This is a genomic window from Pseudomonas sp. GW822-FHT03F04 (assembly GCF_058801405.1).
The window spans coordinates 310735-335283 of the sequence record NZ_JBXANF010000007.1; the positions used below are offsets into that span (position 1 = coordinate 310735).

19 protein-coding genes are annotated in these 24549 nt (G+C 61.0%); 3 read left to right on the plus strand and 16 right to left on the minus strand.

Features of this window, described 5'->3' with window-relative positions; genetic code table 11:
* Positions 1-15: 15 nt before the first annotated feature.
* Positions 16-879, plus strand: a complete 864-nt coding sequence (locus tag AC1RMX_RS18685; protein ID WP_096819130.1) for an efflux RND transporter periplasmic adaptor subunit — start codon at positions 16-18, stop codon at positions 877-879.
* Between the two features lie 45 nt (positions 880-924).
* Here the strand turns inward: AC1RMX_RS18685 and AC1RMX_RS18690 are convergent, their stop codons facing one another.
* Together AC1RMX_RS18690 and AC1RMX_RS18695 are read right to left on the minus strand one after the other, a co-directional pair.
* Entirely contained in the window at positions 925-1323 is a 399-nt protein-coding gene (locus tag AC1RMX_RS18690; protein ID WP_493072702.1) for a DUF4440 domain-containing protein, read from the minus strand.
* Positions 1320-2690 carry an MFS transporter gene (locus AC1RMX_RS18695; RefSeq protein ID WP_493072703.1) on the minus strand — a complete coding sequence of 457 codons (1371 nt, stop codon included), beginning with the start codon at positions 2688-2690 and terminating at the stop codon, positions 1320-1322. Before AC1RMX_RS18695 ends, AC1RMX_RS18690 begins: the two co-directional genes overlap by 4 nt.
* A 109-nt stretch (positions 2691-2799) precedes the next feature.
* Between AC1RMX_RS18695 and AC1RMX_RS18700 the strand changes: the two genes are divergently transcribed.
* Entirely contained in the window at positions 2800-3681 is an 882-nt protein-coding gene (locus AC1RMX_RS18700) for a LysR family transcriptional regulator (RefSeq protein ID WP_493072704.1), read from the plus strand.
* A gap of 7 nt (positions 3682-3688) precedes the next feature.
* On the opposite strand, the gene AC1RMX_RS18705 is transcribed toward AC1RMX_RS18700, so the two are convergent.
* Positions 3689-4513 carry an SDR family oxidoreductase gene (locus AC1RMX_RS18705; RefSeq protein WP_493072705.1) on the minus strand — a complete coding sequence of 275 codons (825 nt, stop codon included), beginning with the start codon at positions 4511-4513 and terminating at the stop codon, positions 3689-3691.
* A gap of 35 nt (positions 4514-4548) precedes the next feature.
* Positions 4549-5013, minus strand: coding sequence for a multidrug transporter (locus tag AC1RMX_RS18710; protein WP_096819139.1), 465 nt, complete (start codon positions 5011-5013; stop codon positions 4549-4551).
* Positions 5014-5195: 182 nt separating this feature from the next.
* Here AC1RMX_RS18710 and AC1RMX_RS18715 point away from each other — a divergent pair, with 182 nt between their 5' ends.
* Positions 5196-8015, plus strand: a complete 2820-nt coding sequence (locus tag AC1RMX_RS18715) for an RHS repeat domain-containing protein (protein WP_493072706.1) — start codon at positions 5196-5198, stop codon at positions 8013-8015.
* A 73-nt stretch (positions 8016-8088) separates the two neighbouring features.
* Here the strand turns inward: AC1RMX_RS18715 and AC1RMX_RS18720 are convergent, their stop codons facing one another.
* From AC1RMX_RS18720 to AC1RMX_RS18775, 12 genes are all read right to left on the minus strand, one after another.
* Positions 8089-9540 carry a mannose-1-phosphate guanylyltransferase/mannose-6-phosphate isomerase gene (locus AC1RMX_RS18720; protein WP_096819141.1) on the minus strand — a complete coding sequence of 484 codons (1452 nt, stop codon included), beginning with the start codon at positions 9538-9540 and terminating at the stop codon, positions 8089-8091.
* A gap of 106 nt (positions 9541-9646) precedes the next feature.
* Complete coding sequence (locus AC1RMX_RS18725) at positions 9647-10303, minus strand: alginate O-acetyltransferase AlgF (RefSeq protein WP_085608134.1); 657 nt, start codon at positions 10301-10303, stop codon at positions 9647-9649.
* 14 nt (positions 10304-10317) lie between these two features.
* Positions 10318-11493 carry an alginate O-acetyltransferase gene (locus AC1RMX_RS18730; RefSeq protein WP_096819143.1) on the minus strand — a complete coding sequence of 392 codons (1176 nt, stop codon included), beginning with the start codon at positions 11491-11493 and terminating at the stop codon, positions 10318-10320.
* Between the two features lie 10 nt (positions 11494-11503).
* Positions 11504-13069: an MBOAT family O-acyltransferase gene (locus tag AC1RMX_RS18735; RefSeq protein WP_096819145.1), complete on the minus strand. Its 1566-nt coding sequence runs from the start codon at positions 13067-13069 to the stop codon at positions 11504-11506.
* An 87-nt stretch (positions 13070-13156) separates the two neighbouring features.
* The gene (locus AC1RMX_RS18740; RefSeq protein ID WP_096819147.1) at positions 13157-14281 is read right to left on the minus strand and encodes a mannuronate-specific alginate lyase; all 1125 of its coding nucleotides are present in this window, start codon (positions 14279-14281) and stop codon (positions 13157-13159) included.
* A gap of 8 nt (positions 14282-14289) precedes the next feature.
* Entirely contained in the window at positions 14290-15741 is a 1452-nt protein-coding gene (locus AC1RMX_RS18745) for an alginate O-acetyltransferase (protein WP_493072707.1), read from the minus strand.
* Positions 15742-15751: 10 nt separating this feature from the next.
* The gene (gene algG, locus AC1RMX_RS18750) at positions 15752-17338 is read right to left on the minus strand and encodes a mannuronan 5-epimerase AlgG (RefSeq protein WP_096819150.1); all 1587 of its coding nucleotides are present in this window, start codon (positions 17336-17338) and stop codon (positions 15752-15754) included.
* 26 nt (positions 17339-17364) lie between these two features.
* On the minus strand, positions 17365-18846 hold the full coding sequence (locus AC1RMX_RS18755; protein WP_096819152.1) for an alginate export family protein: 1482 nt from the start codon (positions 18844-18846) through the stop codon (positions 17365-17367).
* A complete protein-coding gene (gene algK / locus AC1RMX_RS18760) occupies positions 18843-20255 on the minus strand; it encodes an alginate biosynthesis TPR repeat lipoprotein AlgK (protein ID WP_096819154.1) in 1413 nt (470 codons plus the stop codon). Before algK ends, AC1RMX_RS18755 begins: the two co-directional genes overlap by 4 nt.
* 9 nt (positions 20256-20264) lie before the next feature.
* A complete protein-coding gene (locus AC1RMX_RS18765) occupies positions 20265-21434 on the minus strand; it encodes an alginate biosynthesis protein Alg44 (protein WP_096819156.1) in 1170 nt (389 codons plus the stop codon).
* A gap of 35 nt (positions 21435-21469) precedes the next feature.
* A complete protein-coding gene (alg8, locus tag AC1RMX_RS18770; protein ID WP_249485406.1) occupies positions 21470-22951 on the minus strand; it encodes a mannuronan synthase in 1482 nt (493 codons plus the stop codon).
* Between the two features lie 83 nt (positions 22952-23034).
* Positions 23035-24351: a nucleotide sugar dehydrogenase gene (locus AC1RMX_RS18775; protein WP_096819160.1), complete on the minus strand. Its 1317-nt coding sequence runs from the start codon at positions 24349-24351 to the stop codon at positions 23035-23037.
* Between the last annotated feature and the right edge of the window lie 198 nt (positions 24352-24549).

A 24549-nucleotide genomic window follows, 5' to 3' on the forward strand; every position in this document is an offset into this window, starting at 1 on the left:
CTGAGAATTGTCCCGATGAAAAAGTTTTTCAGCCTGCTCGCGACCCTGCTGGTGCTGGCCCTGGCGCTGTGGATCGGCCGCACGTTGTGGGAGCACTACATGAACACCCCGTGGACCCGCGACGGTCGGGTGCGCGCCGATATCATCAACGTCGCTGCCGACGTCACCGGTGAAGTGGTCGACGTGCCAGTGCGCGACAACCAATTGGTGAAGAAGGGTGATCTGCTGATGCAGATCGACCCCGAGCACTACCGCCTGGCGGTGAAGCAGGCGCAGTCGCTGGTGGCTTCGCGCAAGGCCACGTGGGAGATGCGCAGGGTCAACGCCCACCGCCGCGCCGATATGGACGCCTTGGTGATTTCCAAGGAAAACCGCGACGACGCCAGCAACATCGCCGACTCGGCACTGGCCGATTACCAACAGGCCCAGGCGCAACTGGAAGCCGCCGAACTCAACCTCAAACGCACCGAAGTGCGGGCGGCGGTGGACGGTTACGTGACCAACCTCAACGTGCATCGTGGCGATTACGCCCGGATCGGCGAAGCGAAAATGGCCGTGGTCGACATGAACTCGTTCTGGGTCTACGGCTTCTTCGAAGAAACCAAGCTGCCCCACGTGCGCGTCGGTGACAAAGCCGACATGCAACTGATGAGCGGCGAAGTCCTCAAGGGCCATGTGGAGAGCATTTCCCGCGGCATCTACGACCGTGACAACCCGGAAAGCCGCGAGCTGATCGCCGATGTGAACCCGACCTTCAACTGGGTGCGCCTGGCCCAGCGAGTGCCGGTGCGGATTCATATCGATGAAGTGCCGGAGGGTGTGCTGCTGGCGGCGGGGATTACCTGCACCGTGGTGGTGAAGCAGGACGCTGTCGAGTAACCCTTGTGGCGAGGGAGGATGCTCCCTCGCCGGATAGGCTCGTTGTCAGCTCTGGCAAAACGTCTCGTGCAGATGCCGCCAGATCACCCGCCCGGATTCGGTTTTTTCAAACACCACGGTTGAACGCCGATCCGTGTGCAACCCGCTCGCATCGGTCTGCTGTTCGCGATAACTCACCGTCGCACCGCGTTCATGCAAGGCAATCCCTTGAAGCTCGCCGAGCTCGATCCTGAACCCGCTCTTCTTCCCGCCTGCCATTTGAAACAGCGCACGTAACGCCTCGAAGTCCAGCACACGCCCCAACGGCGTCACCATGGAGAACCGTGGCGAAAAACGCGTCAGCAATCGTTCCAGCGCAGCTTCTTCTTCCTCCACCGCAAACCATCGTTCGATGGCCTCGTGAGCCTGGATCACTTCGTCAAAGTAGTCGGTGTAGTCAGTCATGTGGATTGTTCCTGAAGGGCAGGTGAGCTCAGCAGAGCGAGTACTTTTGTCGAGTCGAAACGCAGCACGGCGGCCATCGGCAACAGCGTCAGCAACGCGGCGGCGAGAAAGCAGTATTTGAAACCGTTGGCGCCCAACGCGCCCAGCAATGAACTGAGCAGTGCCGCACCGAGGCAGAAGCCGAGTTGCCGGTTGATGTTCCACAAGGCGCTGGAGTGGCCCATTTTCTCTGGCGTGATGCCGACAAATGCCAGGGTCTGCGCGGTGACGCTGCACAGACTGCCGCCCAGCCCCATCAAGGCGTAAGCGAGGATCAACGGGACGCTTGCGGGCTGGTCGAGCTGCATCAGCACGACGATGCCAAGGCATTGCAACAGCATGCCGGCGATCAGCAATGGTTTGGGACCGATCCGGTTGAAACGGCGTTTGCCAAGCATGATCGCCACGCCCGAGGCGGCCGCCCAGGACAGCATCAGCGCCCCGGTGTGTGCTGCGCCGAAACCGAGGTCATGCAGGTACAACACGGCAATCATGTTGGTGCCGGTGAAGATGCCGGGCACAAACAGGTAGATCAGCATTGCCAGGCGCAGGGACGGGTTTCTGGTCAGTTGCAGATCCAGGACTGCACCCGGTTTGCCCCAGCCATCGCGCAGGTAGATCCACAGGGTCACGGCGCTGAGCAACAACACACCGCCTGCGAGGTGACGGGTTTCGGGTTCACTCGCCAGGCTGACGGCAATCAACAACAGACTCAGGGCCGACACCGCCAGCAGCAGGCCACATGCGTCCAGTGTCGGGCGTTCGCTCGTTGGCTGATTCGCTTTCAACCAGAGCAGGCCCAGACCGAAAGCAAAAAGCGCCACCGGCATGTTCAGGTAGAAAATCCAGCGCCACGACAACGCTTCAACGATCAAACCGCCCGCCGCCGGCGACAGGGCCGGCACCATTAGCGCCACCAGCAAAACCACACCCGTGAAGTGCGCGCGCTGAGTCGCTGGAAACTCTCGATAGGCCAGCGCCTGACCGACCGGCAGCAACAATCCGCCACCCAGCCCTTGCAGCAGTCGCCAGCCGATCAGGCTTTCAATCGAACTGGCCTGAGCGATGAGCCCGGAGGCGATCCCGAACACCAGCAACGAACCAAGGATCAGCCGCCGCTCGCCAACCTTTGCCGCCAGCCAAACGCTCATCGGAATGATCAGCGTCAGTCCGAGCATGTAGGCATTGGTGATCCACGCCAGTTGCGTCACCGAGGCGTGCAACTGCGCGGCGATGTCCGGGTAGGCGATGCTCGCGGCGAACATGTTCAGCAGGTCGAGGGCGAACCCCAACAGATACACCAGCGCGACTTTCGAGCGATAGGCCATGGCAGCTTCCCTGTGATGAGGCGTGCAGGGTAGGGCGCTTGTGGCGATAGAAATACGCTGGTTTGGCTGCTAGTTTGTCAAAATTATTTTGACAGTGGGCGCAGCGAATATGGTCAGCCTGGATCGATTCGATACTTTCAAAGCTGTGGTCGAGGCCGGCTCTCTGACCGCGGCCGCCGATACGCTGGGACAGACGCGTGCGGTGGTGAGCTTCAACCTCAAACGTCTTGAGGAAGAGTTGGGCGTCACCTTGCTCACTCGCAACACCCGGCAATTGGCTTTGACCGATGCTGGCGAACGTTTTTACCGACGCTGTCTGCGCACCCTGGACGAAGCGCGGTTGGCGATCGAGGAAGCACGTTCGGAGCACTCGCAGCTCAAGGGCACGTTGCGCATCACCACGACCGTGGAGTTTGCCCTGGCTCAGGTGGTGCCGGCGCTGGAAGTGTTTCGACAACAGCAGCCGCAACTGAATATCCACCTGTCCACGTCTTCGACCCATGCCGATCTGATCTCCGAACGCTTTGACATGGCGATCCGCCTGGGCCGCATGCACGACTCCAATCTGCGCGCGGTGCAGTTGTCGACGTTCGAGGTGTTTGCCGTGGCGGCGCCGGGGCTGGTCGAGGGTTTTACTCCGGTAAACACCTTGGCGGTGCTGGAGTCGATGCCGACACTGGGACATGGGCGAGTGCCGGAAATGACGGTCACCGACCCGGCCGGCACCGAGCATCTCTACCAGCCGAAACCGGGAACCACAGCCATTGTTGCCGACAACTCGGCGACCCTGCGTGCCTTTGCGCTGACCGGGCAAGGCGTGGCGATTCTGCCGCAATGGTTGATTCAGGAAGACCTCGACGCCGGGCGATTACAGCGTCTGTTGCCGGATTACCGTTTCGCCCAGCAAGGGGTTTATGCGTTGTACCCGGACACCCGGCACCTGCCGCTGAAGGTGCGGGCGTTCATTGATTTCATGAAAGGGTGGGGCTGACTCGATTTCAGAGTTGCCCGCGTAACCCGAAGCGCTTCATCAACGTCGACTCCAGCAACCCTTTCGGCAGCAAGGTCGCCAGCAATGGCAACGCCCGGCTGCCATTGCCGATGCGGATCAGTCGTGGCGGCTTGCTGTGTTGCACAGCCTTGAGCAACTCGGCGGCAAATTCGCTGGCCGGTGTTGGTTTGTCCTGGGACGCCTTGGCCCGTGCTCGAATGCCTTCGCGCAGGGGAAACCACGGCGATTGTTCGTTGATCAGTTGTTCGGCCTCATGGCCGGCATTCTTGGCGAAGCTCGATTGAATCGCCCCCGGCTGCACTTCCATCACGCGAATGCCGAACGGTGCGAGTTCCATGCGCAACGCATCGCTCAGCGCATGCACTGCCGCTTTCGACGCGCAATACGCACCAGCGAACGGTGTGACCAGAACCCCGGAAACACTGCCGATATTCACCACCAGGCCTTTCGCCCGGCGCAGCACCGGGAACAGCGCACGAGTCACGCCGACAATCGAAAACACGTTGGTTTCGAACTGGCGCTGCATGGCCGGAACACCGCCGTCGAGCAGCGGGCCCATGGCGCCGTAACCGGCGTTGTTGATCAGCACGTCGAGGCCGCCGTGTTGCTGGTTGATACGCTCGGCGAGTTGTTCCAGCGCTGCGTTGTCATTGACGTCGAGCTGCACGGCGGTGAATCCGGCGATGGCGAGTGCGGTGACATCTTCAGCCCTGCGCGCACTGGCCCAGACCTCAAAACCGGCCGACTTGAATGCATCGGCGAGGGCGCGGCCGATGCCGCTGGAACAACCGGTAATCAACGCAACGGGCATGGCGCATTCCTTGTGCAAAAGGGTGGGAGAGGTGATCAGTCGGAGAAACTACCCTGCAATCGCTCGGCGCGAAACTCCAGGGTTTGCGGGCGATAACCGGGACGTAGCGGCGGCATCGGCAAGCAGTCTTCCCAATTGCCGCCGGCCTGCAGTTCGCCGGGGCCGCGATAGCGTGGGGCGGCGTATTGATTGTCGGCCAGATTCACGGTGTCGCCCGGCGCGTACGCAGCAATGCGCCAGCGCAGTTCGGTCAAAGGCACGTCGTTGCCGTTGTTCATCTTCAATTGCAACGGGCGATCCGCCGGGCACTGCTCAGGTGCATAGGTGATACGCAACTCAAGCCGCGCCAGTTGCTTGATCTCGCGGTTGTCCAACCACACCACCCACATCGCCACCAGCCCGAGCCCGACAGCGGCGGCCATGGACACCGGCAAGGCCTTGGCCGGGTAGCGCAACAGCAGGATCAGCCAGGTGATGACCAGCAAGACGCCGATGAACATGTTCGAACGCTCCTTGAACTCGTGATGACCATCCTACCGAAGGGGCGCGGGAATGGACATTCGTGGATTGAGCGAAGGCGCCGTTGGTCGGGACTGTAATTTCTGACAGTAGCCGAAACAGCGCTGAGCTTGCTCAGATGCCAGAGTTATAACGAATGTCGGTCGCGCGGGGAGCGCGCTTCATGAGCTTGCACATCAATACGCCAAGGATGTCTGTGTTCGAGCCGCGCGGCTTGCCGGTTCGCACGGTCGACTATTGTCGAACCGTCGAGGGCGCCCCCGTCGAGTCCCGGATCAACCGCACGCTTCACGATCCGGCAGGGAATGCGGTGAAACAGTGGGATCCGCGGCTTTGGCTGTCACAAGTCGGCGACCCGCTGGCGCCGGCCAACCTGACGCAGGTGTTTGCTTTGGACGCCACGGTCATACGTTCGGACAGCGTTGATGCCGGTACGGAAACCAGAATGATGGGGCTCGCCACGCAAACGGTGTTCAGTTGGGACAGCCGTCAGACGCAGCGCGAGATCAAGCACGACAATTTGTTGCGCCCCGTCGCGATATTCGAAGAAGGAACAGGTGAGCCACGGCGTTGTGTCGAGCGCCTGACCTACGGTCATCCAGGCAGCGGGGATCAGTCGCGTAACCAGTACGGTCAGCTGATTCGTCATGACCATCCGGCCGGCAGCGTGCTGTTCAACACGTTTGCAATCAGCGGTCAGTGCACCGAGGACACCCGCTACTTCACGCTGGACCCGCTGACACCCGACTGGCCGGAGCGGGAGGCGGATCGTCAGCGGCTGTTGGAACCCGGCGTCGGTGCAACATCGCAGTGGCGCTATGGTGCGCTGGGCGATGTGCTGGAACAGACGGATGCCCGAAACAACCGGCATACATTTGCGCTGACCGTCGATGGCCGCTTGCACGAGCGCCGATTGCAGTTGAGGGGTGAGCCTGAACAGATCCTGATCAGCGATATTCACTACAACGCTTACGGCAGTATCGAGCAGGAAACCGCCGGCAACGGTGTGCAAATTACCCGCGCATACCGGCCCGAAGACGGTCGCCTGATGGTCCGTCTGGACGAAGACAATCACGGTGGAGTGCTGCAACACCTGAGTTATGAATACGACAGGATGGGCAATGTGCTGAGTATCGAAGACAAGGCATTGCCGATCCGTTACTTCGCCAACCAGCGCATCGAGCAGGTCAGCCGCTTTGTCTACGACAGCCTTTACCAGTTGATCATGGCGTCCGGCTGGGAAGCCGGCACTGTCAATCAGAGCCCACAATCGATGGGGCGCATCGATCCGATGGCGGTCAGCAACTATCAGCAGACTTACGAATATGATCCCGGTGGCAACCTGCGCAGGCTGACTCATGTCGGCGCACAAAGTCATGGGCGAAAACTGAAACCGGCGAGTTACAGCAACCGCGCTCTACCTTATGACGACACACCTCCCGACGACGCTCAAATCGAAGCCGCATACGACCGCAGAGGTAACCTGTTGCAGCTGGAACCGGGGCGGCTGCTGAGCTGGAACCTGCGCAACCAACTGCAATCAGTCAGCCCGGTGCAACGCGCCTCCGGGCTCAACGACCAGGAGGCCTATCTCTACGAGTCTGGCGGTCAGCGAGTACGCAAGATCCGCTCATTACGAACCAACGCCCGCACCCTGATTGCCGATGTGCGCTATTTGCCTGGACTGGAATTGCGCACCGACAACGGTACCGGCGAACGGTTGCAGGTCATCATTGCCGACAACGCTCAAGTACAGCATTGGGAAAACCCGCCGCCTTCGGGAATCAACAATCGGTATCGATATCAACATGTCGATCACCTGGGGTCAGTCAGCCTGGAAACCGCCGATGACGGTGCGGTGATCAGCCGCGAAACGTTTCACCCTTTCGGCACCAGCGCCTGGCAGGACGGCGAATTCAGCTACAAATTCGTCCGTTACTCGGGCAAGGAGCGCGATGCCACCGGGCTCGACTACTTCGGGCTGCGTTATTACATCTCGTGGTTGCTGCGCTGGGCCAGTGCCGATCCTGCGGAGTATGCCGACGGGGTGAATCTCTTTCGAATGGTTCACAACAACCCGCTTACCTTCATCGACGACGAGGGAGCGGTTACCCGCAAGAAACTGGCCAACGGTTTATGGCAACCAGTGATCGCCACGGGGACCGCTCGTGAGATTGCTGGCGCTGTGCAAGTCGACCGGGGCAATCCGCTGCGCAGCGTTCCCGCGACAGGCAAGCCCGGCAATATCCAGAAGGCGCTGGAGGTTGGCGAACTCGGCAAGATCGAGATCAGTACTCAGTTTCTTGATCCGGCGCCTGGCCGCTATTCAAGCGGCACGGTGGCTCAATTGACGCGTAAGGACGGCAAGGGCGAGTTGATCTTCAGCCTGGACCGAATCGCTTATTCGGGCACCAGCAAAGGCGAGTTCAATGCATTGAGAATTGTCGATATCGGCAAGGGCGAGATGCCCGACAAGCACAATGCAGTCTCGGGGTTCTGGGCGCCTCAGGGTGGCTATGTCGATATCCCGCTGCATCCGTCGGGAACGCAACCGGACCATGTATTTACCCCCGGTTTCAGTGGTTGCTCACTGACGGTGGATCAACTGAACGACAACGTGCTTCGTGTCCGGCATGTGGAGGGCGGAAAGGAAAATGCGCAATACAACGACCTTTCCGAAGGCAACGGGATGGGCCAGGCCGCTGCCATGGAGTATCAGGATTACGGCTATGCACCCGACGATCAGGGTCGTCAGGAAAACCTCACGACCGGTTTCGCCTTCATGAAATACGACCGCAAGCAGCAACACTGGAACATCCATTACCAGACCATTCAGGGCGCCAGCGGGATCGAGCGTTACAGCCCGGGCAGCACCGGTTTTTTCAAGAAAACCAATGCAACGGTTTCGGTTTATCCACAGACGCGCGTCAGGAAAACCATGAGCCGGGCGGTCATACCGAGCAACGGGCGAAAGACCGGTTAAAAAAAGCCCCCGCCCAACCCACTGCGGATAGGGGACGCAGCGGGCCGGGCGGGGGCTTTTAATTACAGAGCGATCACTGCGCGATGGTTTTCACCGACACGCCGCGTTCGATCGGGGTGGAGCGACCGTAGATATCTTCGAAGCGCTCGATATCGTCTTCGCCCAGGTACGAACCCGACTGCACTTCGATGATTTCCAGCGGGATCTTGCCCGGGTTGCGCAGGCGATGGACCGAGGCGATCGGGATGTAGGTCGACTGGTTTTCGCAGAGCAGGAACACGTTCTCGTCGCAGGTCACTTCGGCGGTACCGCTGACCACGATCCAGTGTTCGGCGCGGTGGTGGTGCATCTGCAGCGACAGGCATGCGCCCGGTTTGACCGAGATGTGCTTGACCTGGAAGCGCCCGCCCATGTCCACCGAGTCGTAGGAGCCCCACGGACGGTAGACCTCGCAGTGGTTCTGGGTTTCGCTGCGGCCCTGCTCGTTGAGGGTGTTGACCATCTGCTTGACGCCCTGAACCTTGTCCTTGTGGGCGATCATCATGGCGTCCTTGGTTTCGACCACCACGATGTTTTCCAGACCGATCACCGACACCAGTTTTCCGTTGCCGTGGATCATGCAGTTCTTGCTGTCCTGGATCACCACATCGCCCTTGCTGACGTTGCCGTTGGCGTCCTTCTCGTTGACTTCCCACAGCGACGACCAGCAACCGACATCGCTCCAGCCGGCGGTCAGCGGCACCACGCAGGCGCGCTGGGTCTTTTCCATCACGGAATAGTCGATGGAGTTGTCCGGGCAGCAGGCGAAGGTGGCTTCGTCGAAGGTGATGGTGTCGGCGTCCTGCTGGCTGCGCTCGAGGGTCAGCAGGCAAGTGTCGTAGATGTCCGGATCGTGCTTTTTCAGCTCTTCGAGGAAGCGGCTGGCACGGAACAGGAACATGCCGCTGTTCCAGTAGTAACCGCCGGACTCGACGTACTCGGTCGCGCGTTTGACGTCGGGTTTTTCCACGAAGTGCGAGACACGGCTCACGCCCTCGGGCAGCAGTGAATCGCCGGTGGACTTGATGTAGCCGTAACCGGTTTCCGGTTTGGTGGCCGGTACGCCGAACAAAACCATTTCGCCGTTTTCGGCGGCGACGGTGGCCAGGGCCAGCGCGCGTTGCAGGGCTTTCTGGTCTTCGAGGACGTGGTCGGCCGGCAGCACCAGCATCAGTTCGTCGCGACCTTCATTGACCAGCATCATCGCGGTCAGCGCCACGGCCGGCGCGGTGTTGCGGCCGAACGGTTCCATCAGGATGCGCTGGCATTCCAGCTTGCGATTGGCCAACTGCTCGTTGACGATAAAACGGTGATCCTTGTTGCAGACCACGATCGGGGTGTCCATGCCTTCGAACACCAGACGCTCGAGGGTTTGCTGGAACAGCGTGTGTTCGCCGGTCAGGGCGAGGAACTGCTTGGGAAACTGCTTGCGCGAAAGCGGCCAAAGACGTGAGCCGCTACCACCTGACAAGATCACCGGAATCATATTGTTTACTCCATAAAATCGATTGGGTCAGAGCCACGAACGTTGTGTCGTTTCACTCTTGTTGTTATTCCGTACCGGGCAGCGACGGCTGCCCGGTTTCATGTGCTTAGCGGGTCGATACCGGGCGTTTCACCCAGACTGGCGACAGGTTGCTGCCGTTGCCGGTGACGTACAGCACTGCGGCTTCACCGCGTTCCAGGGCGACCGGTTTCACGTCGCCGACTTTCTTGTCGCCCTCGTACAGCGCGAGGCTGACTTTCACCGGGTTGATTTCACGCTCGCCACGGCCCTTGGCGGCCACGTTCGGCACCACGTCGGTCTTGCCGTCGGCGGTCTTCAGGGTCAGCGGCTTGTCGCTGAGGTTCTGCACGCGCACCAGGGATTTCTGCTTGTTCTTGAACGGCGGTTCTTCGATCAGTTGCGGCGCGCCGGACGCGTTGTTGACCAGGGTGTAGTAGTGATCACCGGCGAGTTTCACCGGCAGGGTCTGGCTGCCGACCTTGGCGCTGTAGTCGCCGCCCGGCATGAAGCTGAAGTCGCTGCTGGCCAGTGGCGCGACGTCGCTCAGATTAGTGCTGCCGACAGTGGCGCTGACTTCAGCGTTGCTGGCGTTGTAGACGCGCACGAAGGTCGAGCCTTTCGGTGCGGTCGGGCCGTACAGTGCAGCGTCGCCACCGGCGAAGGCCTGGACCGACAGCACGCTGAGGCCAGCGACCAGTGCGAAGCGTTTTGCGAGACGACGAGGAGTAGTAGTGAAAGTCATGGTGTACCTCTCTTTCAGTTTTGCGCCCGATCGGGCGTCTCGGATTTAGTGTTGATTGCTACGTTTTGTTGGCGCGCGCCGGCTTGTTTGAGCTCTGCGACCCACTGCGGGTCGGCGTCGCCGATTTCGTTGTTCACAGGCAGATATCGTTCGGGAAACTCCCAGATCAGCACCTGTGGCGGGCTGTTCTTGAAGTCATCGCTTTTCAGGTAGCTGAGCATCGGCAGGATCGGGCCGTGGCCGTCCTCGGCGTAGTTGACGACGTCGCTGTGCAGCGCTTGCTTGAGCGCACCGACGAAGTTCCAGTTGGGGTTGGCGCTGTAGCTGGTGCCGATCAGCGCGACCGGCACTTCGCTGTTGGCGAACAGCGCGTCGTCACCGGCAGGCTGCTCGGCGGCGGCCACGGTGTTGCGCTTTTGCAGCGGCTCTTGCGCCGGCATCAGGTTTTCGAACAGCGGATCCAGCGGCAGGAACAGACGCAGGTCGCCCTTGTGCGTGACCTTCTCGGCAGGTGTGGTGACGAAACGCTGCGGCTCGCCGCTGAGCGGGAACTTGTCGGCGATGGTCTTGGCCAGGGTGTTGGCGGCGATTTCCGCGCCTTCCGGGGTCCAGTGGGTGTCAGTGCGCAGGAACACTTGCTGACCGTCCTGCTTGGCCTTTTGCAGCGGGCCGAGCAGGTCCGGGGCGAGGATCTTGTCCGCCGCGACACGGGCGTGGAAGTCCTGATAGAGGTTGGCGTGAATGCTCGCCGGTTTCACTTCACCCAGGTGTTCCGGGTACAGGCGAACCTTGGCCGGCACGATCGCCATCACCAGTTTCACGCCTTTCTCCTTCAGGGTCTGGCGCACGCCTTCGACCAGCGCGTAGTTGCCTTGCAGGTTCAGCTCTTCGTTGACGATCGGGTTGAATTCCTCATCGCTGTACAACCACTGATCGCGGCCGAGCACCACGCCCGGACGACCTTCGTTGAACAGTTTGAAATCCAGCGCGGCCCAGAGGTTGGTGCCTAGACGCTTGATCGGAAATTCATCGTCGTAGTGGGTTTCCACGGCTTTGGTCCAGCGGCCGTTGAGCACCGTCGCGTCGGCATTGGTGCTGAAGCCGAAGAAGCTGCGCACCGACCACAGACCGAGCACCAGCAGGGTCACCAGAAACAGCGCGATGTAGAAGATGCGTAATGAGCGGGTCATGTCAGATCCCTCAGAACTGGAAGTAAAGGAACGGCGAGAAGCTTTGCGCCGAGAGTTTGAGAATCGAGGCGATGAACAGCAGCAGGATCAGCCCGCGCATCACGTAGCGCGACCAGTCCGCCGTCCAGTACGCCGGTTGCACCTGGGCGTCGACGCCGACGGTGTAGCCAGGTTCGTGGATGCTGGCCGGGTTTTCTCCCGGAGCAGCCTTGATCAGGCCTGGTTGTGCGCCGGCAGGGCCGTCGCTTTCGACGTTCACCACAGGTTTGGTCTTGGCCGGAGGTTGATTGGTGTACAGATCACGCAGGCCGAAGAACGCCAGGGTCATGTAAGCCACCACCAGAGTCGCGACTTGCAGACCGGTGAGGCTGGCCTGGTTGAGTTCCGACAGCGACCAGTCGCCGAAGCTGAACATCGCACCGTACATGCGACCGGCAACGTGCAGGTTCTCGGCGCGGAAGATCACCCAGCCCATGACCACCAGCAGGAAGGTCAGCGCCCAGCGGATCGGATTGAGGCTGCGCGGCGAGGTGTTGAGGCCGAGCATTTTCTCGATCGCCAGCCACATGCCGTGCCACGCACCCCAGACGATGTAGGTGATGTTCGCGCCGTGCCACAGACCACCGAGCAGCATGGTCAGGAACAGGTTGCGATAGGTCATCAGCGTGCCTTTGCGGTTGCCGCCGAGGGTGATGTAGAGGTAGTCACGCAACCAGGTCGACAGGCTGATGTGCCAGCGGCGCCAGAACTCGGTGATCGACTGGCTGATGTAAGGCTGCTTGAAGTTTTCCATGAAACGGAAACCCATCATCAGGCCCAGGCCGATGGCCATGTCGCTGTAACCGGAGAAGTCGAAATACAGCTGCGCGGTGTAAGCCAGCGCGCCGAGCCAGGCATCGCCCGTGGTCGGGTTTTGCAGGGCGAAGCAATGGTCGGCCACAACAGCGAGGGTGTCGGCGATGAAGACTTTCTTGATGAAACCCTGCATGAACCGCGTACAGCCCTCGGAGAACTTGTCGAGGGTGTGGGTGCGGTTGTTGAACTGGTCGGCCAGGTCGCGGAAGCGCAGAACCGGACCGGCGATCAGGTGCGGGAAGATCGCTACGAACGCCGCGAAGTCGATCAGGTTGCGGGTGGCCGGGGTGTCGCCGCGGTAGACGTCGATGATGTAGCTGATCGACTCGAAGATGTAGAACGAGATACCGATCGGCAGCAGTACGTGGGTCAGGATGAACGGCTCAAGACCGACCGACGTCATCATCGCGTTGATGCTGTCGACGCCGAAGTTGGCGTACTTGAAGTAGCCGAGGATGCACAGATCCACCGCCACGCCGAGCAACAGCCAGCGCTGGGCCGGTTGGGTCCGCACACCGGCGGCGCCGACTTTCAGGCCGATCCAGTAGTTCCACAGGGTGACGCCAGCGAACAGCGCCAGGAAGTCCACCCGCCACCACGCGTAGAACACGTAGCTGGCGATCAGCAGCAGCAGGTTGCGATAGCGTTGCCCGCTCAGGTAGTACAAGCCGAGAAAGATCGGCAAGAACAGAAACAGGAACACGTTGGATGAAAATACCATCCCGATCTCTCCATGTTTGAACCAACAGTCAAGGGCCAAAGCCCCCCCAACCCCCCCGTGGAATTGGAGGGGTGAAACGATCAGCGACTAACTGCCCTTGTTGCCTTTCTCGTGGGACGGGTCGTAGACCTTGGTCAGGTCGCCGCCGAGGCGGAAGGTCTTGAACGGCTGCATGCCGTGCTTCTTCTCCAGCACATCCGGCGAACAGGTGTAGAGCGTGCAAAACGGCTCAAGCCAGGCGAATTTCATGTCCTCTTTCAGATCGGTCATGTCCTGTTCCTTGCCATTCTTCTTCTCGAAGTCCTCGGGATCTTTCACCCCGGCCAGCACCCGATCACCCAGGCGTTTCAGCGCGCCGTTGTTTTCCTGACGCAAGTCGACACCGTTGACCTGCGCAAAACTGGCGATCATCGCCAGCGGCGGCAGGGCGTAGTTGTGATAGGCGAGGGCGCGTTGCTGGCGCTTGAGTTCGTTCGGCAGGTAGCCGTCGGCGTCGATCTGATTGGCACCGACCTTGTATTCCTTGACCGCCCAATCGAACAGGTCGCGGCGGTTGGTGGCGATGGACGTCGCCATCACCGACCAGGCGGCCCAGTACGAGTGGTTGTTGGTTTTTTCCAGCGGCAGGTTGTCCCAGTCGCTGACCACCTGATCGGCCATCTTGCTGAACCAGGCTTCGATCAGTTGGGCTTCCTGCTGGTGCTGGGCCAGCGGATGGGAGTCGGAGAACTTCAGGCGAATGTACGAAGAGGCCATGCTGCCCAGCGCCCATTTGCGCATCGACTTGCCGGTGTGGTTGAAGTCCTTGGACATCAACGCGTCTGCCTTGGCCCACGCGGTGAGCCAGTTGAGCGTGCAATCGAGCTGCTCCGGACGACCGTCGCGCATGAACTGCATCACCCGTTTGGCAGTGCCGCGTTCCAGGGTGGTGATGTCTTTGGTGGTATCGCGAAAGGCTTTTTCCGACTGCACGTTCAGCGTCGCGCGGGCCTTGTCCGAGCCTTCGTACTTGCTGCGAAATTGCAGCGGCCCGGTGTACGGTGCCGGCATCGCATCGCAGCCTTCGCTCTTGTCGCCGGTCTTGAATTTATCCACAGGCGCGAAATAGCCCTGTGGCGGACGCAGTGGTGCAGCGGCCTGCGCGGTGCCGGCGAAGATCGCCAGCCCGAGCAGCGTCGGCGCTAAAAGAGTTTTCAGTTTCGGATTTCGCATAGCAGACCTCATTGCCCGACCTGAGCCGTTTGTTGCCCAGCGCCCGGGAATACGTTGCGTTTGCAGATTTTCGCTTCGACTTTCTGTGGCGCGGTGCCCGCTTCCGGGCCCTGGACTTCGACGGCCAGCAGATTCTGCGATGCCCAGTCTTCGTCCGTGCGCAACTCAAAGGCGAAACGACCGTCGGTGTCGGAGGTTTCCGGTTTCTCGATCTTGATGTCCTCGTGGCGACCGTTCATGTACCAGAGGGTGGCTTGCAGTTTTTTCACCGAGGGGTCGGCGAAGCGGATGTCGACCTGATGGCTGCTGTTCTGCAGGTTCAGGTTCTTGCTGTTGACCAGCAGTTCCTGTTTGCCGCCGGGTTTGAGCGTGGTGCTGGTGGACATTTGTGCGTCTTTGCCTTCGCAGCCGTTGTCGAGCAGGGACATCATCTGGCGATAGATGGTTTCCTGGTCGAGGCGGTACAGCGGCGAGAACTCCCAGATGAGAATCTTCGGCGGCGTCTTCTGGAATTCGTCGCTGCCCAGGTACTGCAACATCGAACCTTCCAGACCACCGCCGGGGAACGCGACGTTGAGAATGTCGGCGCCGATGGCTTCTTCGAGGAACCCGGCGAAGTTGTAGTTCTTGCCGCTGTGAGAGGTGCCGACCAGGGTGATCTGCGGGTTGCCGGAATCGCCGAACAGATCGCCGTCACCGGCTTCGCCTTTAGGCTCGGTGGTGAACTGGTCCATGTACTGGATCGCGTAACTGGTGCCGCACAGTTGCCCGGCCATGTTGTGCAGGGTGCCGGTCTTGCCCATGCGCCCGGAGCGTTTGGTTTCGAATTCACGCTTGGGAATGTCGGCGAAGGCCGGGATCTGCTTGACCTTCTCGGCGACGATTTTCGCCGTGCGCTGCGCACCGTAAGGCGTCCAGTGCTGGTCGCCACGGAAGTAGAAATCGTGAGCGGGCAGGGTGTCGGGCAGCGACTCGTTGGTCAGCGGCGACAGGTCCGGCACCACGTAACCCATCTGCGCGAAACGGCCGAGCATGGTCTTGTAGTTGCCCAGCGCTTTCTCGTAATCGAACGCGGCTTTTTCCTGCGGGTTGAGCTTGTTGCGGTTCACCAGACCACGGGTGGGCTGGTAGACAATCACCAGTTCGACGCCTTTGGCCTTGAACGCGTCGTGCAGCTGTTGCAGGCGCTTGTAGCCGGCCGGGGTGGTGTTGAACTCGGTGCGCAAATCTTCCTGGGTCCGGAACAACCAGTCGCCCTGCGCCTGCACCAGGGTGGTGAAGTTCTGCTGGTAACGGGTGGTGTAGTTCTTCGCGTCATGCGCCGCCGGGCACAGGCTGCAGCACGGTTCGGCGGTGAACTCGGGGGCTTTCACTTCGTCCGCACGGGCGCCGTTGCTGGCCGCCAGAATGCCCACGGTCAGGGCCGACAGGCTGAGTAACTTGATCAGGTGTGGGTGCATAAAATTGTCCTCAGTCCCGCATTTCGGTCTGGCGTTCGACAGGGTCGATCAGCACGGCTTTCTGCTGGCGCACCAGCAGGTCGAGAATTTCATCCTGGCGCTCGCCAAGGATGCCGTTGAAGCTGATGCCGCTGGATTTGGTCGGCGCCAGCATCGACACGCGATACAACTCGACACTCAAGGGCGAATCGATCGACAGCGGGCCGCTGCCGTTGGCGGCCAGCTCACCGCCGACCACGATCAGCGAAACCTGAGCGTCGAACGGGTCGAGCTTGATGTCACGGTCGGTGTCGGTCAGGTCCTTGATGTGGCCGTAGACGCCGGTCAGGCCGTTGGCCATGGCGACGTTTTCGTAGAGGCGGATGTTCACGCTGTTACGAATGCGGATGCCGTGGCGCTTGTTGCTGATGACCTTGTTGCCCCACAGCAGGTTGTCAGCGGACTCGTAGAGGGTGATGCCGTCGGTGTGGTTCTTGTAGATCTCGTTGTAGGCAATGATGTTGTTGACGCTGTTACGGTCGATCACCAGGCCCGAGAGGTGGTTGTCGAAACTCTTGTTGTTGAAGATGAAGCTGTCGTTCACCTCACGGGAAATGATGATCCCGTGCTTCTTCTTCGTGCCGTACACCGTGTTCTCGGCAATGATCAGACCGTGGGAACGGTCGTGGGGGTCGATGCCGTAGACGATGTTGTCCTTGTAGGTGTTGCCCTTGACCACGAAGTCGCGGGTCTCGTAGCAGTAGAAGCCGTACCACATGTCCGAGAACTCGGAGCCGACGATCCAGCCGGTCGGCTCGGGACGCTTGAGCACCTTGGCCATGTTCGGCGTGTACTGGGAAATACTCACGCCGTAGGACTTACTGTTGGCGTAGCCGAAGCTGGCCATCTTGCTGTTGACGATATAGGTCTCGGTGCCACCCCAGGCCAGCAGGAACGGGCGGAATTCCTTCGGCGAACGGAACGTCGCCGGGCCGTTTTCCTTCTCGCGCCAGCCGGTGACTTTGGTGTCACGCACGAACAACTGACCGTCGTTGACCAGGAACGAACCGGCCTCCTGGGACAGGCGCAATTCCTGGGTCTGGCCATCGATTTCGAGGATGCCTTTGCGGCCGACCACGATCGGCAGCTTGGCCAGGTAAACGCCCGGCGAGGTTTCGCTGAAATACTGCTTGGGCAGTTTCTGCGCCAGCTCTTTCAGGTTCAGGTAGCCGTCGTCGACGAAGATCGCCTGTGGGATGCCGTGCTGACGCACCACCCATTCGGCCATCTTGTTGTCGCCGCCGATGAAGTCCTTCAGGGCGTCTTCCTGCATCATCCGGCGTACGCTGATCTTGCCCGGTTTGCTGCGCACGATTTTCGCGGCGGCGGCTTCGGCGGTGAAACCGGAGAGGTCGGGCAATTTCGGCTTGGCCAGTTCCAGCGCTTCGGTCGGGGCGCTGCTGACGGTGTAGGTCTTGGCCTGTTGCAGCTCTTTCGCCGTGGTCACAGGCTTGCCTTGTTGAGGGGCAGCCGGCTCCACGTTGGCGAAGGCCCCAGCCGAGGCCAGCAGCAGGGCGCCGGCCAACAGGCTGAGCGAGCCTTTCCTTGGGTTGTTCATGTCGGGCACTCCCTTCGCGGTTTGCATCAGAAGCGCCAGATCACGTCGATGAACGCGCGGTGCATGTACGAATCGACCTGGCTGCCATAGGCATCACCCGGCTTGAACACGCCGCCACGGAACCGCACCAGTGCCGCAGGCTCGTCGATCGACTGGCTCAGCGCTGCCGGCAGCAGGCCTTGCTTGAAGTACTTGGTGACCACCAGATCCATTTCCTGGCCGAGGTCTTTCTTGCCATCGTCCAGTGGCAGGGAGGTGCTGGAAAGGATCGCGCCGGTGACGTCGTCGGTGTTGTTTTCCACGGCGTTGATGCCGTTGCTGCCCACCGGTTTGTTGCCGTCCACACGCCAGAACTTGTGGTAGATCAGACTGGCGTCGTACTGGTCGTTGAGCATCCACGAACCGAACAGCGTGGCGGTCTGCATGTTGTTCATTTCGCCACGGAAAGCCTCGCCGAAACGGTGAACGCGGGAGCGGGTACCGGTGTAGTTCGAGCGGTTGCTTTCCAGGCCGTTCTGTTCGTAATCGGCGCTGGCACGGGCATACGCCGCACCGACCTGCCACTGCGGATCGAGGCGCAGACGCACGCCGATGTCGGTGGCCCAGCCGTTGATGTCTTCACTGCGCTTGGCTTGTGCCGGACGGCTGCCATCGGCGTTCAGCGGGTTGACCGTGTCGCGGTCGCCGCTCATGCCGGTGATGCTGCCCCAGTAGTTGACCGTGTTGGTGTTGCGCCAGTTGTACGCGTCGCTGTCGGCGGTCAGGCCGAGCCAGCTGATGTCGCCGTTCTGGGTTTTGTCGAGGGTGTCGCGGGGCACACCCGGTTCGGCGTAATCGAGCTTGCCGTCATCATGGGTGTGGTGACCGCGAATGCCGACCCAGTTGCCCGGCGTCCACTGATAGGCAGCGTCGGCGTAGGCGTGCAGGCGGTCCTTGTCTTTCGGCGCCAGCTCTTTGAGGTCGGTGCGGTATTCGCTGAAGCGTTCGGCAACACCGGCGTTGGCGCGCAGCAGGGTGGTGTCGAAGGTCCAGTTCAGCGCTTCGATGTTGGTGTCGCGCCACTGGCCGTCGTCGTTGCGCAGGCGCTGGCGACCGAACTTGAGGATCTCGCCGGGGTAGGGCGTGAAGCCGCTGTAGCCGACCCAGAACTCGCGCATCGCCAGGTAGTTCTTCTTGGTCTTGCGATCACCGCTGTCGGTGTTTTCGGCACCGTCGGACTGCTGCAGGGTGTCGGTTTCGATGATGTCGCTCGAGGCGACCGCCTGACCCATGGCGTAGGCGCTCCACGCACCACTTTCGCCGTAGACCCACGGGCGCAGGTCGAGGCCGACGCCGTTGACGTCGCCACCCTTGGCAGTGCCGAGGTCGCGGTCGTCTTCGGACTGGCCGGTGATTTTCACTTCGAGGCCGAAGTTCTTGGTTTCAGTGATCGCGGCCAGTGTCGGGCAAGACCAGATCAGCGCGAACGAAAGGCCAAGGCCGGCCTTCACGAATGGATTCAGCTTCATAATTTTTCCTCGCCGTCTTCTTCTTGCAGGGCGTGCAGTTGCAGCGTGTTCTGGTTCAGGGCGCCTCGGCTGGCTTGTTCCTGCTGCAACAGACGCTGGGCTTCGGCCAGGCGCTCGGGCGGCAATTGCGCCGCGAGGGTGGTCGCCAGCTCATCGGCTTGCGGGGTGTTCTGCGCCTTGGCCAACTGGCTGAATACGTAGGCGTTGAGTGGGTCGGGTTTGGTGCCCTTGCCTTGGGAGAACAGCTGGGCGATGGCGAAGTCGGCGCTGTTCTGGCCGTTGCGCGCAGCAGTCAGCAGATGGTCGAGAGCCTTCTGCGGATAGACTTTGCCGAGATAGCCACGGCGGTAGATCTGGCCGAGGTAGTAGTCGGCGGCGACTTCGCGGCCGACGGCTTTCTGGAAATGTTCCTCGGCGACTTTCGCATCGGCCGGCACCTGTTTGCCTTCGTAGTAGAGCTTGCCCAGCAACAGTTCGGCGCGCGGCTGGTCAGCGGCGCGGCCGTTGTCCAGGTACTTCATCATCTGGTCGGTGTCGCCGAGTTCCGGGAAGTCGTAGAGCAATTGCGCAAGGGTGACCCACGACGCCGGGTAGCCCGGAGCGATCGGCTCGAGCAGCGACTGCGCGGTTTTTTCGTCGGTCTTGCCCAGGGTCGAATCGGCGAGCACACGGGCAACGGAATCCACGCGCTGGGCGCTGACGCTGCCACGGCTGTGAGCAGCCTGCAGTTGTTTGATCAGCTCGGCCTGTTGCTCCGGCGCACCACGTTTCTGATAGACCGTGGCCAGTTCGACGTAGCAGATGTCGGTGGTGTTGAGCGCGGCCTTGCAGATCTTTTCCACTTCATCCAGATGCTGGTCGTAAGTACCCTGGGTGCGATACAGCAACACCTGCGCCAGACCGGCTTCCGGGTAGCCGGATTTGCGCCACTGGTCGATCTGCTGCTGGGCGTTGATGTTCGGGAAGCTGTGCGGGTATTGCAGGTACAGCATCGCCAGCGGGATCAGCGTGTTGCCTTCGCCGTTGGCGGCGGCTTTCTTCAGCAGGGTTTCGGCTTCCTGATGCTCGGCCTCGGTGGCGCCGGGCTTGGCCACCAGCAAGCGACCGAGACGGGCCTGGGCGCGCGGCGAAACATCGGCCGCTGCGCGGTAGGTCGCCTCAGCCTGTTTGATCTGCGCGGGGTCACGGCTGTCGACCTGAATGTCGGCCAACCCGACCTGAGCTTCGCTGTAACCCAGGTCGGCCAGTGCACGGTAGTTCTGCGCGGCGGTCGCGGTGTCACCGCGCTTGAGCGCTTCGTTGGCCAGACGCTGGTCGGGCAGGCCGGCGCAACCGGCCAGGGCGATTGCCATGGCCATGGCCAGGCTCAGCGGGGCCGGCGGGATTCTGATAGGGCTCGTCATAGGCATGTCCTCGACTTAAAGACCGGCAGCCATGGCTTTGTCGATCAGCCAGTTCAGGTTCGGACCACGGTCGCTGTTCACTTCCACCGGGCGGCCGGCGAAGCTGCTGTCCAGCGGCTCGTCAGGCTGGATCTGCACACGGATGTCGGAGGACAGGTCGGCGCTTTTCAGGCTGGTGCTGCTGACGATCTTGCCGGTGCGGGTCTTGTCTTCGCCGGCGATCTGGAAGCTCACCGGGGTGCCCGGGCGCACGTCGCCGAACTGGCGATAGGAGAAGCGTGCATCGACGGTGGCCAGGGTGTTGCGTGGTACCAGCGAGAAGATCACATCACCTTTGCTTGCGTATTGACCGTCAGCCACCAGTTGCTGAGCCACGGTGCAGTCGCAAGGCGAGGTGAGGGTGCCGGTCATTTGCTTGCCGAACAGTTCTTCAACCTTGGCCGGTTGCAACTGGTCTTCGTCCAGATGTCCCTTGAGCACGTCGAGCATGCTGGTGCTGAACGTCGCCAGCGGTGCGCCCTTGGCGGCGACGCCGTCGGATTTCACCAGGCTCTGTACGGTGCCGTCGCGCGGCATGGTGATGTTCATGCCCGGCACGCTGACCAGACCGGCCTGTGCGTGGCTGACGAAATACATGCTGTACACCGATTTGAAGACGAAACCCGCTGCCACGAGGCCGATCGCGAAAATGCCGGCGCTGAAGGTCACGGCTTTCAGGCGCCCGAACGGGGTCATGCCGTGGCCGCCGTCCTTGACCTTGCGCGCCTTGGTGAAGTTGTCGCGCTGCAGGGTTGCCAGCACTTCGCCGATGCTGACGATGTCGCCGGCCAGGTGCGAAGTGATCAGGTGGCGCAGGGTCGAAATGTCCTGCGGTTCGAGGTTCTGGAACTGGCAACCGGCGCGGCCGGTCTGGCGGTCGTATGAGCGCACTTGCAGTTCAACGTCCATGGCAATGCCGAGGTTGTCGATGACGAATTGCAGACGTGCCTTGCGCACCTCGCCAATGGTCAGCGGCAATTGACCGGCATTGAACGCCAGACCACCGGCAGACAGGTCGATGACCCGTGCTTCGACCGGTGTCCGGTCGGGACCGAAGAACCGCAGCTTGGCCGGGATTTTCACCCGGGCGTGTTGGCGCTGGGCTTCGGATTCATGCACTACGTTGGCGTTGACGGCGGTATTCATAGGGGCGATTTCCTTGTTAATTCAAGAGGGGCGGGTCAGACCATCATCAGCAGCACGGCGACGAAAATGCTGCCGGCGGAGAAGGTCATGGTCCGAGACGACCAGGTGTTGAACCAACGTTGAAAGCTGGCGAGGTCACGGGTCAGGGAAGTGGGCTGGCGAGTCCAGGATTGTTGGTCGAGACGGAAGAACACGTAGATCTTCACCAGCGCACCGACGATCTGGTTGTAATAGAGAATCACCGGGTACGCCGGGCCGATGCGGTGGCCGGAGCACGACAGCAGCAGCGTCAGAATCAGGCGGGTGATGCCGATCCACAGCAGGTACGCGAGGATGAACGCGCCGCCGTATTTGAAGCTGGCGATGATTGCCACGGTCAGGCCGAGCAGCGAGGTCCACATCGATACGCGCTGGTCGAACAGCACCACCGAGGTGAAGGCGCCGAGGCGTTTCACACCCAGGCCCAGCGCCCGGGAGTTCTGTCGCAGGTTGTTGCCGTACCAGCGGAACATCAGTTTGCGACTGGCCTTGATGAAGCTCTTTTCCGGCGGATGTTCAACGGTGTTGATCGCGGCGTCCGGTACGTAGAAGGTGTCGTAGCCCAGACGCATCAGGCTGAACCAGCTCGACTTGTCGTCGCCGGTCAAGAATTTGAAACGGCCCAGACGCCAGTGTTGCAGTGAGTCGCTTTCAACGTCGGCGATAAATTCCGGGTTGGTGACCACGGTGGCGCGGAACACCGACATCCGGCCGGTCATGGTCAGCACGCGCTTGGACAGGGCCATCGAGCACATGTTGATGTGGCGCTGGGCGAAGCGCAGCTTGTGCCACTCGCTCATGATGTAGCCGCCGCGCACTTCGCAGAATTCGTTGGTGGTCAGGCCGCCGACGTTGCCGAACAGCTGGAACCACGGCACGGTCTTGCGCACGGTGCCTTCGCCGAGCACGGTGTCGCCATCGATCACGGCCACCACGGCACGGTCGTCCGGCAGGTGACGGGAGATCGCGCGGAAACCATAAGCCAGGCCGTCGCGCTTGCCGGTGCCGGGAATGCGCACGAAGTCGAGCTTCACCCGCTCTGGCGGATTCATCCGCGCCCACAGCGCCTTGACCAGCAGCTCATCGGACATTTCGACGATGGAGCAGACCACTGTGGTCGGCAGTTCGCAGTCGATGGCTTCGCGGATCACCGAGCTGTAGACCTGCGCGGTGGTCAACGCGTCGATACGGAAGCTGGTGACCATCAGAAACACATGCGACGGGTCCGCCGCCTTACCCAGCTTGCGAACCTTGCGGCGCAGGTGCGGGTAGACGATGTAGAGAAAAATCATGCCGCGCACAAAGTGCGTGGCACCCATCGAGTAGCGCCAGATACCCACGGCGCCAATCAGGAAAATGAAGTCCTTCGACTCGGAGTCGAACGTGGACGTGGGCAGCATCAGGGCCAGGCCCATCAGCAGGCTCAGAAACAAAAGCCAGCCGGCGGATTGCAGAAAAAAATGTTTGAGCTTGGACATGACCGTCATCCGAAGGTGATGGGGGCTTCAAGCCGCCTGCCGATTCACGGCATGCGGCTTGAAGCTCGAGGCTTGCTGCTGCGTTACCAGCAGATGCCTTCGGTGCGGGTGCCGGCATCGGTGGCCTTGGCCATGAAGCCGACCAGGTCGATGACCTGTTTGCCGTGCGGGGCCTGCTGGGCCAGCGCGCGGAACTTCTCGTCGCGGTTGCCGAGGATGATCACGTCGGAGTTGTCGATCACCGAATCGAAGTCCGCATTGAGCAGGGACGACACGTGGGGGATCTTCGACTCGATGTAATCCTTGTTCGCGCCGTGGACACGGGCGTACTGGACGTTGCTGTCGTAGATGCTCAGGTCGTAACCCTTGCCGATCAGCATTTCGGCCAGTTCCACCAGCGGGCTTTCGCGCAGGTCATCGGTGCCGGCCTTGAAGCTCAGGCCGAGCAGGGCGACTTTGCGTTTGTCGTGGCTTTCAACGATGTCGAAGGCGTTCTGCACTTGCGATTCGTTACTGCGCATCAGCGAGTTGAGCAGCGGCGCTTCGACGTCCAGGGAACCGGCACGGTAAGTCAGGGCGCGCACGTCTTTCGGCAGGCACGAACCGCCGAAGGCGAAGCCCGGGCGCATGTAGTACTGGGACAGGTTGAGGGTCTTGTCCTGGCAGACCACGTCCATCACTTCGCGGCCATCGACGCCCACCGCTTTGGCGATGTTGCCGATCTCGTTGGCGAAGGTCACTTTGGTCGCGTGCCAGACGTTGCAGGTGTACTTGATCATCTCGGCGACGGCGATGTCCTTGCGGATGATCGGGGCGTCGAGTTCTTCGTAGAGCGATTGCAGAACGTCGCCCGAAGCCTTGTCGAACTCGCCGATGACGGTCATCGGTGGCAGGTCGTAGTCGGCGATCGCGGTGGATTCACGCAGGAACTCAGGGTTCACGGCTACACCGAAATCAACGCCGGCTTTCTTGCCGGAGCAGTCTTCGAGGATCGGGATCACCACGTTGGCCACGGTGCCCGGCAGCACGGTGCTGCGCACGACGATGGTGTGGCGGGTGGATTTTTCACGCAGGACAAAACCGATCTCGCGGCACACGGCTTCGATGTAGTTCAGTTCCAGGTCGCCGTTCTTCTTGCTCGGCGTGCCGACGCAAATCATCGACAAATCGGTGTCACGAATCGCCTCGGCGAAGTTGGTCGTACCGCGCAGACGACCGGTCTCGATCCCTTGCGCCAGTAACTCGCCCAGGCCCGGTTCGACAATGGGGGATTTGCCCGCGTTGATCATATCGATCTTGTCTTTGGCAACATCGACGCCAACCACGTCATGGCCCCGTGCAGACAGGCAACCGGCACACACTGCGCCGACGTAACCCAAACCAAATATGCTGATGCGCATCGCAATTACCTCTGTATATATCAGGCCGTTAAAGGGCCGGAGTTAATGGTGTTCAGCGGTCTTAGTGCACTCGAAAGTGTGACTTGCAGGCGCCACAATGCCGTGTGCAGGCATACTAAGTTTCGAGTGTCTAAATAAGTGCACTCAAGATGTGCGCAACCAGGCCTTATTGTTGTGACGTGCCCTGTTATGCAGCTG